The organism is Ramlibacter sp. (assembly GCF_035706265.1).
In the GTDB taxonomy this organism is placed as follows: Bacteria; Pseudomonadota; Gammaproteobacteria; order Burkholderiales; family Burkholderiaceae_C; genus Ramlibacter.
The window spans coordinates 1-9,170 of sequence record NZ_DASSVG010000499.1 but is presented as its reverse complement, the minus strand read 5'-3'; the positions used below and the strand labels follow the sequence as shown (position 1 = coordinate 9,170).

Genomic DNA, 9,170 nt, shown 5'->3' with positions numbered 1-9,170 from the left:
GGCGCCGGGCGTGCAGGTCGGGCGGGTGGAGGTGCTGCCGCGCTTCAAGCCGCATCAACGCGACGACGCCGTGCCCGGCGCGGTGTCCGTGATGGTGCTGCCGCAGCGCCTGGGCACCGAGTACGCCGCGCCGCTGCCGCGGGCGGACCGGCCGCTGCTCGAAGCCGTGGGGGCCTTCCTCGACGAACGCCGGCCGCTGGCCACGGAGCTGTATGTCATCGGCTGCGAGTACCGGGAGATCGGGATCTCGGTGGCCGTGCAGGTGCGCGACGGCTTCGCGCGCGAGCAGGTGCTGGCCGAAGTCCGGCTGGCGCTGCGCAGGTACCTCTGGCCGCTGCCGATCGGCCTGAGCGGCGAGGAGGGCGCCTGGCCCGCGACGGCGGCCAGCGACGGTGGCTATCCGCTGGGCCGCAAGCTGACGGACCGCGAAGTGGAAGTGGTGGTCGCGCGCGTGGCCGGCGTGGCGGGCGTGTCGCCGGTGCGCCTGTTCGAGAAGAAGGACGGCGTGTTCGCCGAACTTCCCGGCGCCGGCAAGGCGGTGACCACCTTGACGCTCGAGCCGTGGCAGCTGCCGGAGCTGTCGGCGCTGGCGGTGGTCGAGGGCGTGGACGCGCCGGGCTCGGTCGAGGCGCCGTTCGCGGGCGGCAGCGGCAGCAGCGGCGACAGCGACAGCGGCGGCGGCAGCGACGGCCCCGCGCTCTACCTGCCGGTCGTGCCGGAGTTGTGCTGACATGGACGTCAACGGACTGCGCTCCTTCGGCCTGTCGTTCGCGGGCGGCGGGCTGCAGCCATGGCGCGTGCCGCTGGAAGGGGGCGAGCCGACCGAGGCGGTCGAGGCGGCGCCCGGCCATCGCATCGCCGGCGTGCGGCTGGCCAGCCGCGCCAGCGGGCTGGCGCTGAAGGAAGCCGCCACGCGGGTGGCCGACGTGGCGCTGCAGCCCGCGCTGGCGGTGGATGCCTTCGGCAACCACGTGCAATGGGACGGCACCGGCCTCACCAGCGTGTCGCACCTGGCCGAACGGCACGGCCTGGCGCCGCAGCCCTTCGACCTGCCGGCCGAGGCCAGGCCGGTGGCGGACCTGACGGTGGGCGACGACGACGTGCTGTACCTCGCCGCCAACGGGGCGCTCTGGATGGTGGACCTGCGCGGGCGCTTCGAACTCACGCGGCTCGAGGCGCCCGCCGGCTTCAAGCCGCAGCGCGTGACCTCCGCTCCCGGCGGCGGCGCGTGGGCGCTGGATGTGGAGCAGGGCCGGCTGGCGCGCCTGGGCGGCTTGCCCTTGTTCACCCGCCCCCTCTACGTGGGCACGGATGCGGACGCGCGGTTCGGCGCCGCCGATCCCAATCCGGACCCGCCGCGCTGGCGCGTGCTGGAAGGGCGCGTGCCGGCCAGCGAAAAGGCCATCGCCCTGGCCACGCATCGCCACGGCAAGCTGCTGGTGCTGAGCCTGGGACGCGCGTCCGGAGGCGCCAGCGTGCGCCTGGTCCTGGACGACGGGCGCCTGTCGCTGCCGCTGCGCCTGGCCGGCCCGCGCTTCCCGAACACGCTGGGCTGGCTCGATGCCGAACGCATCGCCCTCGCCACCCGCGGCGTGCTGAAGTCGCCCGATGGCAAGGACCGCGATCCCGGCGTGTGGACCTACGCCATGCCCGCGACCCTGCTCGAGCGGCTCGCCGCGGCCAGCGCCGAGGGCCGCAAGACCCTGCCCGAGGACCTGCGCTCCCCCCTGCAGCCGCAAGGCGACTTCCACCCGCTGGCCGGCTGGACGGGCGGACCCTTCGTGGCCGGCCGTCCGGGGGAACGCCTGCACTACCCGCGCCAGGGCAGCGGCGGCGTGGCCCCGGCCAAGGTGGCGCGGGTCTCGACCGCCGCCCGCGCCCGCTACGGCCTGGTGCTGAACGCCGCCCAGCGCCGCGCGGCCGACAGCGGCGCCCGTTCCGCCCTGGGGCGCATCGACACGCGCGACCCGGGCACGGTGTGGCACCGCCTGCATGCCGAAGCGGCCGTGCCCGCCGGCTGCGCCATGATCGTCTGGCTCGCCGCCAACGATGCCGACGCGCCCGACTTCGCGCCCGGCAACCCGGAGCAGCGCGCGCACTGGCACCCGCACCTGATCGGCGAGCGCAGCGCCTTGCCGCCCGAGGTGCGGGAAGCCCTGCCGCCGGACCTGCCGCGCGCGGCCTGGGTCAAGGAGCCCACGGAAGTGCCGCTGGGCGAGGGCGTGCTGTGCTGCCCGCCCGGCGAAGGCAACGCCGGCCGCGCGGGCCTGTTCACCGTGCTGGTCCAGCGGGCCGGGACGACGGTGCGGGCGCTGCAAGGCTCGCGCCTGTGGGTGGCGGTGGAGTTGTTCGGCGACGGCCGCGCCACCCCCGAACTGGCCGTCCTGCGCGCCTATGCCGGGCGCCTGTCCTACCGCGACCGCTACCTGCCGGCGCTGTACCACGAGCGCGTCTTCGGCGAGGATGCCGACCGTGCCGGACCGGCCACCGGCGCCGACTTCCTCGACCGTTTCCTGCACCTCTTCGAAGGCCTGTTCACCGACATCGAAGGCCGCATCGCCGCCAGCGCGTTGCTGACCGATGCCATGGCGTGCCCGCCCGAGACGCTGCCCTGGCTGGCCTCGTGGATCGGGCTGTCGGTCGAGCCCGGCATGCCGGCCGAGCGGGCGCGCTGGATGGTCCTGAATGCGCCGCAGCTGGCCCGCCGCCACGGCACGCTGCAGGGCCTGCGGCTCGCGCTGGACATCGCGACCGACGGTGCGGTCACGCGCGGCCGCATCGTGGTGGTGGAGGACTTCCGGCTGCGGCGCACGCTGTCCACGATCCTGGGCGCGCGGCTGGAGGATGCCACCGACCCCTTGACCACCGGCGTCGCCCAGGCGAGCAACTCGGTCGTCGGCGATTCGCTGTTCCTCGGCGACGCGAACACGCTGGAGCCCGGGCAGCTCAAGACCTTCCTCGCGCTGTTTCGCCATATCGAGAGCGCCGGCCCCGGGATGAAGGGCACCCTGCAGGCGGACCGCGCCGCCGCGCGGAAGGCCCTGTTCGACGATCTGGCCCACCGCGTCACCGTCCTCGTGCACGAGGAACTCTCGCCCGACGAGATGGGCATGGTGCAGCGGCTGGCGGACCTGGGCGCGCCGGCGCACGTGCTCACCCGCGTCGTCCCGGCCGCCTATCCCTTCATCGTGAGCGTGGCCTCGCTGGTGGGTGCCGACACCTACCTGCGTGCCGCGCCACCGAAGCGGCCCGTGCGCGTCGGCCCCGGCCCCGAGACCTCGGCGCTGGGCGGCGTGGACACCTTGCGCGGCGAGGCCTCGCTCGATGCCCATGGCGGCGCGTTCCAGGGCGTGCTGCCCCCGCGCGGCGCACCGCAGCGGCCCGTGGCGCGCATCGCGGTCAGGGGCCTGCCCCCCACCGGCATCGCCGGGACGGCCCAGCCTTTCCAGCTCGATGGCAGCGCATCGACCGCCGACGAAGGCCTCTCCATCGAGACCTTCTCCTGGTCCCACCTGCCCCCCCGTTGAACCGCATCCGTCAAGGAGCCCACCATGGCCAAGTTCGTCCCCGGCACCGATACCGACGTCAAGTCCGACGAGCCGCTGCTCGATGTCGCCGTCAGCGCCGCCACCCCGCTCAAGCCCGGCAAGCACGTGTTCCAGCTCGTCGTGGTGGACGACGCGGGCAACGCGTCCGACACCGCCAGCGTGACCGTCATCGTGCAGGACACCGAGCGGCCCACCGCGGTGATCGACCTCATCACGGCGGCCGGCGAGCGCATCGCCACGCCGGAGGTGACGGTGCCCTTCGGCCGCCCCTTCCGCCTTTCCGGCGAGCGCTCCAGCGACATCGGCGGCCAGGTGAGCGTGTGGAACTGGTCGCTGCTGCGCGGATGACGGACCGCGATGGAAACCCTCACGCTTGAACGCCCGCTCACGGTCAAGGAGCCCGAGGTGCTGCTGGATCCCCAGCTGCCCGAGGGCACCTACCTCGTGCGGCTCGTCGTGCAGGGGAGCACCGGCAAGAGCGAGCCGGCCGAACTGGTGATCAAGGTCTCCAAGGAGTGAGCATGGGTGCCGCAGACACGAGCCTCGCCAGGGAACTGGCCGACGACCTGGTCGAGGAAAGCCTGGCGCCGCGCGGCGTGCCCGAGCGCGTCCACTATGCGACCGGCGTGCTGCTGGGCGCGGAGGACTTCGCCGCCGAGCAGCTCTACACCCGTGGCCGCATGGGGCGGGCGTTCGCGGCCCTCTACGGTTTCGGCACCCTGGCCGGCCTGCGCGTGCGCTGCCCGGCCAACGACAACCCGCAGCTGGAGGTGCAGGTGGCGCCCGGCCTGGCCATGGACCGCCTGGGGCGCCTGATCGAGATCCGTCGCACCCAGTGCATCCACGTCACGCGCTGGCTGGCGCAGCGGGAGGCCATGGGCACCAGCGCGGTGGAGCGGCTGGAGGTGATCGATGCGGTGCGCGAGGACGTGCCGGGGGCCACGCGGCTGGTGTTCGACGTCTTCGCGCGCTTCGCCATCTGCCCCCACGGCAGGACGCCGGCGTTCGCGGCCGGCCCCTTCGAGGCGGCCGAGGTGCCCTCGCGCCTGGCCGATGCCTTCGAGCTCACGCTGCAGCTCGCGCACGTCGTGGGCGAAAGCGACGCCAACCCCAAGGGCACGCTGGCGGTGCCGCAGCCGCGTTCGCCCAAGCTGGAAGCCATGCTCGCCGGGCTGCAGGGCATCGCCGACCCGGTGGCGCTCGAAGCCGCGCGGCGGCTCTGGTGCATGGAAAGCGCCCTCGACGCGTGGCCCGAGCCCTCGCAGTCCGATCCCACGCGCCTGCCCCGGCTGGCCGAGCACGCGAGCGAGGCCGACTGGGACAAGGTCCTGCTCGCGCGCGTGTCCATCCCGGTGCAGCAGGACGACCCGGGCAGCTTCCCGGTGGTGGACACGGCGGCGATCGCCGCCATCGCGGCCAGCGAGCCTCCAGGCCCCGACGACCACCGCGAGCCGAAGTGGCGCGACCTGGCCGACAACGGCCTGCGGCCCATCATCTTCAACCCGTACGCATGGCGCGGCGCGCTGTAAGGAGCACGTGATGCCGATCTCCACCCGCGAAATGCCCATCCGGGACGCCCGGGACCATGCGCGCCTGCAGGCCCAGCTCGCGGCCGGTGCGATCATCGTGGACAGCGGCCGGCGCCGGCCGTTCTATTTCGACGGCCGCTTCCTCACCGCCGCCGACCTCACCGCGGACCAGGACTACATCCGCGCGCGCCAATCCGACCTCGCGCAGGCCATGGGCACGGGCGTCATCCGCGGGCTGATGGTGGGCCTGGGCACGCAGGCCGCCTCGGGCAGCCCCACGCTGGTCATCGAGCCCGGCACCGGGATCACCCCCAGCGGCGACCTGGTGAAAGTCGACACCCCGCTGACCATCGCCGTCGCCGCGCTGCCCCAGGCCGCGCAGCTCGACGCGCAGCTGGGAATCAAGGCCCTGCCGCCAGCCAGTGCCGTGAACCGCAGCGGCCTGTTCGTGCTGGCGCTGCGGCCGATCGAGTTCAGCACCAACCCCACCGCGGCCTATCCGACGACGCTGGAGGGCCGGCGCACGGTGCGCGACGGCGACATCGTCGAGGCCACCGCGCTCACCCTCATTCCCTACCCGGACCGCGCCGGCGTGGAGAACGCCAACGCGAAGCGCTCGCGCGTCGCGCGCGAGATCTTCTTCGACCGGCAGCGCCCCGGCGTGCTGCAGGACGCGCTGCCGCTCGCCATGCTGTGCCTGGAGGGCGGCACGCTGCGCTGGCTCGACGTGCACATGGTGCGGCGCGAGGTGGGCGCGGAATCCACCCTGGCCGCCGGGCTGTCGCAACGCCCGCGCGCCTTGCTGGAAGCCTGGTTGAAGCAGCACCAGGACCAGATGGACGACATCGACACCGGAACCGTCCAGGCCGGGTTCGCCGCGGCCCGGCAGTTCGAGGTGCTGCCGCCGGTGGGGCCTCTGCCCGCATCGACCCTGCGCTTCGAGACGCAGCTCGGCGCGCTGACGCTGCTGCAGAACTACTTCCCGCCGATGGTGGACTGCGAGTTCGCCTTCGTGCCGGCCGACGAACTGGCCGCGCTCGTGCAGGAGTCGCTGGCGCTGCCGCCGATCGACCTGCGGGCCGCCGACGAGGACCTGGACCACCTCTCCATCCTCGTCGTCGCGCCGGTGACGCGCCAGCAGCTCGAAGCCCACAAGCGTTCGCTGCAGACGGTGGTGCGGCCGGTGCGCGCGGCCTCCGCGGGGCTCATCGCCAAGCGCTCGCCCTTCGAGTCGCTGGTGCGCATCGCCCAACCCGCCATCCCGTTGCTCCCGACCGTTCCGGACCTCACGCCGGATGCGCTCGCCCTGGCCTGGCAGCGTGCCGTGGAGGCCGCGCGCACCCAGGCCAATGCCGAACTGCAGGGGCGCGGCATGTTCTGGTACCTGCGCAAGCGGCAGCTGCCCTTCACGGCGGAGATCTCCGGCACCACCCTGCGGCTCGCGGGCGATGCGAAGACCCTCGACGCGGAGGTGGACGCCCGGGTGCGGGCCGACGCCGTGCTGGGCCGCTTCAACAGCCTGGTCGCGAAGATCCCCACGCTGGCGCGCGCCGAGACGGTGAACCTGCTGGCGGCGCCCCGGCTCGCCCTATCGCCGGGAGTCGCCGCCAACGTGCTTGCCACCTCCGACCTGCTGCGCCGCAGCGCCTTCCAGGCGCTCAGCGCGCGCGCGGACGCCCGGGGCGACGAGGGCCTGCGCCACGACGACGTGCTGGAGGTCGCGCGCGACTTCGGCGACCCGGAGCTGGGCGAGGGCTTCGATGCCCTGGTGCAGGCGGCCGCGCCGGAGGTGCGGAAGGAGCTCCAGACGCCCGAGCTCGTGAAGGCCGTGGCCGAGAGCGGCGTCGCGCCGGCGCTCGACCGCGCCGCGCGCGAGCTGCCGGTCGTCGCGCAGGCGGACTTCGCCCTGCAGCTGCGCGATGCGGCCAGGGGGTCCGACGCGGGCGCGCGCCTGGCCATCCTGGCGGGCGTGCAGCGGGAGTGATGCGATGAAGGTCCTGCGCGGCATCGATCGTCCCTTCCCCGGCGAGCACGTGCTCGCGGCCGTTCCCGCGCCCGGGCCCTATGCCCGGGCCGGCGCCGGGGAGCCGCCCTTGCGCAAGCGGCTGAACCTGTTTCCGCAGCGTTCGCTGACGCACACGGCGCTGGTCGACGAACAGCGCAGCCGGATCGCCGACATGATGCGGCTCGGGCAGACGGTGGCGCCCGGTGTCGTCGACGGGCTGGAAGTGGCGATCGAAGGCGACACGCTGGTGCTGCTGCCGGGGCATGCCATCGCGCAGGACGGGCAGGACATCGAGCTCGCCTATCCGCTGCATGTGGCGTTCGATGCCATCGGCGTGATCTCGCCACGCGTGGAGCAGGCACTGGAGGCACAGCACACCGGTGCCACGCCGTGGGAGCGGCTGTCGGACCTGCAGCGGCAGGCCTCGCTGGCGCAGGTGCTCTCGGAGCTCGATGGCGCCAGCTTCCTGCCGCATGCGATGGTGCTGGTGGCCATTCCGCGCACCGTCGCGCTGGACCGCAGCGGCGAAACCGGTTCGCCCTGCCCCAATGCGACGGAGGAGGGCGCCTCCTCGCAGGCCGCCTGGGAAGACGGCTTCCAGCTCGCCTGGTCGCCCTGGCCGGAAGATCGCCCGCTGCCCTTGTGGAGCACCGACGGCAAGGCGATCGATGCCCGCTTCCGCAACCGGCTCGCGTATGCGGTGTTCGGCGCGGAGCGCGAGCGCCTGTCCATCACCTCCCCGCGCTCCATGCGGGAGTGGGAGGAGTGGGCCGGCCTGTCGCCGGCCGAGCGCGATGCGATCGCGGTCCGGGCCGGGCTGCTCGCCGAGCGCGCGCAGCCCTGGCCGTGGGAGCTCCTGGGGGTGCCGCTGTCGATCGTCGCCTTCGACGCCGCGTTCAAGCCGGCCTTCGCCGATCGTGCCGCCGTGGTGCGGCAGGGGGGCGGGCGCCACAACCGCAGCGCGCTGGTGCCCTGGTCCGGCGACGACGTGCTGTGGCAGGCGCGGGTCTCGCAACTGCTCGAGCACCTGGCCGAACTGCCGCCCGACCAGCGCAATGCCGCCGTGCTGGCGCAGCAGTTCGAGTGGCTGCCGCCGGCGGGCATCCTGCCGCGCGAGGCGGTGGACTTCACGAGCGCGCGGCAGCACATCTTCCCTCCCACCTTCGACGTGCAGGCCCAGCCCATCCCGGTGGACATGGTGGACGCGCTCATCGCCGAAGCCTCGCCGCTGCTGCCCTTCAACCTCTCGCTGCGCGACCAGGTGCAGCTGCTGGTGCCGGTGCCCGCGCGCCTGTACGACCCGGAGCTGCTGAAGCTCGACGTGCACGTCCATCCGCTGTTCGACCTCGAGATCGCGCGGCTGGCCCGCGAGCGCGTGCAGGTGCTGACCCGCCGCGATGCCCTGCGCCGCCGCTTCGACCTGCTCACGCAGGCGATCGTGGGCGAGCTGCCGGCCTACCCGCAGGACGACCCGAACGCCTTGCCGGACGAGACCGGGGCGCTGGATGCGATGGCGTTCACGCGCATCCACCGCTCCGAGGGTGCGGGCCGGCACCAGTTCACGGGGGCCCACCTGAAGCTGGAGTTCCGGGCGAGCGACGAGTTGATCGTGTTCGTGCGCATCGACCAGCCGCCGGCCGGCATCGCGGTCCAGCCGCTGGTGAGCGCCGAGGCGTCGCCGGACGGCGCCGAGGCGCCGGAGGAGGAAGCCGCGACGTTCTTCTGGGGTGCGCAGCCCGAAGGCGAAGGCGAGCGCATCGGCGAGCTGCCGCAGACGGGGCGATGGACGCGGCTGTCCGTGCCCATGGCGCGGGCCGGTCTCGCCGGGCGGAAGGTCGACGGGCTCGCCTTCGTCGTTTACGGCGGCCCGCAGGACAGCCAGGTGAGCTGGGGCTATGCGGGCAAGGCCGCCAGCGGCATCGAAGCGTACTGGCTGACCGATGCCCTGCCGCCGGGCGCGCAGGCCGGGGATGCGGCCAGCTGGGTGTGGGTGGAGCAGGGCGCACCGGCCGATGCCGCGGAGGATGCCGCGTTCGGCCTGCCCATCGAGGCCCCGGCTGCCGGGGAATCCGGAGACGCGACGCCGCC

At 73.8% G+C, this 9,170-nt stretch carries 7 protein-coding genes; all 7 read left to right on the top strand.

Annotated features, from left to right (window positions below; translation table 11 throughout):
* Positions 1-730, top strand: a 730-nt coding sequence (locus tag VFM98_RS17830; RefSeq protein WP_325111245.1) for a baseplate J/gp47 family protein, incomplete at its 5' end; no start/stop codon positions are given.
* 1 nt (position 731) lies between these two features.
* Positions 732-3,527 carry a phage tail protein gene (locus tag VFM98_RS17825; protein ID WP_325111244.1) on the top strand — a complete coding sequence of 932 codons (2,796 nt, stop codon included), beginning with the start codon at positions 732-734 and terminating at the stop codon, positions 3,525-3,527.
* A gap of 24 nt (positions 3,528-3,551) precedes the next feature.
* A complete protein-coding gene (locus VFM98_RS17820; RefSeq protein WP_325111243.1) occupies positions 3,552-3,896 on the top strand; it encodes a hypothetical protein in 345 nt (114 codons plus the stop codon).
* A 9-nt stretch (positions 3,897-3,905) separates the two neighbouring features.
* Complete coding sequence (locus VFM98_RS17815) at positions 3,906-4,067, top strand: hypothetical protein (RefSeq protein WP_325111242.1); 162 nt, start codon at positions 3,906-3,908, stop codon at positions 4,065-4,067.
* Positions 4,068-4,069: 2 nt separating this feature from the next.
* Complete coding sequence (locus VFM98_RS17810; protein ID WP_325111241.1) at positions 4,070-5,077, top strand: hypothetical protein; 1,008 nt, start codon at positions 4,070-4,072, stop codon at positions 5,075-5,077.
* Between the two features lie 10 nt (positions 5,078-5,087).
* Complete coding sequence (locus VFM98_RS17805; protein WP_325111240.1) at positions 5,088-7,061, top strand: hypothetical protein; 1,974 nt, start codon at positions 5,088-5,090, stop codon at positions 7,059-7,061.
* 4 nt (positions 7,062-7,065) lie between these two features.
* A partial coding sequence (locus tag VFM98_RS17800; protein ID WP_414709043.1) for a hypothetical protein occupies positions 7,066-9,170 on the top strand: 2,105 nt, incomplete at its 3' end.

What these genes read in the sequence shown, in the direction of transcription:
- VFM98_RS17825 (WP_325111244.1), top strand. Translation starts at nt 732, where the DNA reads ATGGACGTCAACGGACTGCGCTCCTTCGGCCTGTCGTTCGCGGGCGGC.
- VFM98_RS17820 (WP_325111243.1), top strand. Translation starts at nt 3,552, where the DNA reads ATGGCCAAGTTCGTCCCCGGCACCGATACCGACGTCAAGTCCGACGAG.
- VFM98_RS17815 (WP_325111242.1), top strand. Translation starts at nt 3,906, where the DNA reads ATGGAAACCCTCACGCTTGAACGCCCGCTCACGGTCAAGGAGCCCGAG.
- VFM98_RS17810 (WP_325111241.1), top strand. Translation starts at nt 4,070, where the DNA reads ATGGGTGCCGCAGACACGAGCCTCGCCAGGGAACTGGCCGACGACCTG.
- VFM98_RS17805 (WP_325111240.1), top strand. Translation starts at nt 5,088, where the DNA reads ATGCCGATCTCCACCCGCGAAATGCCCATCCGGGACGCCCGGGACCAT.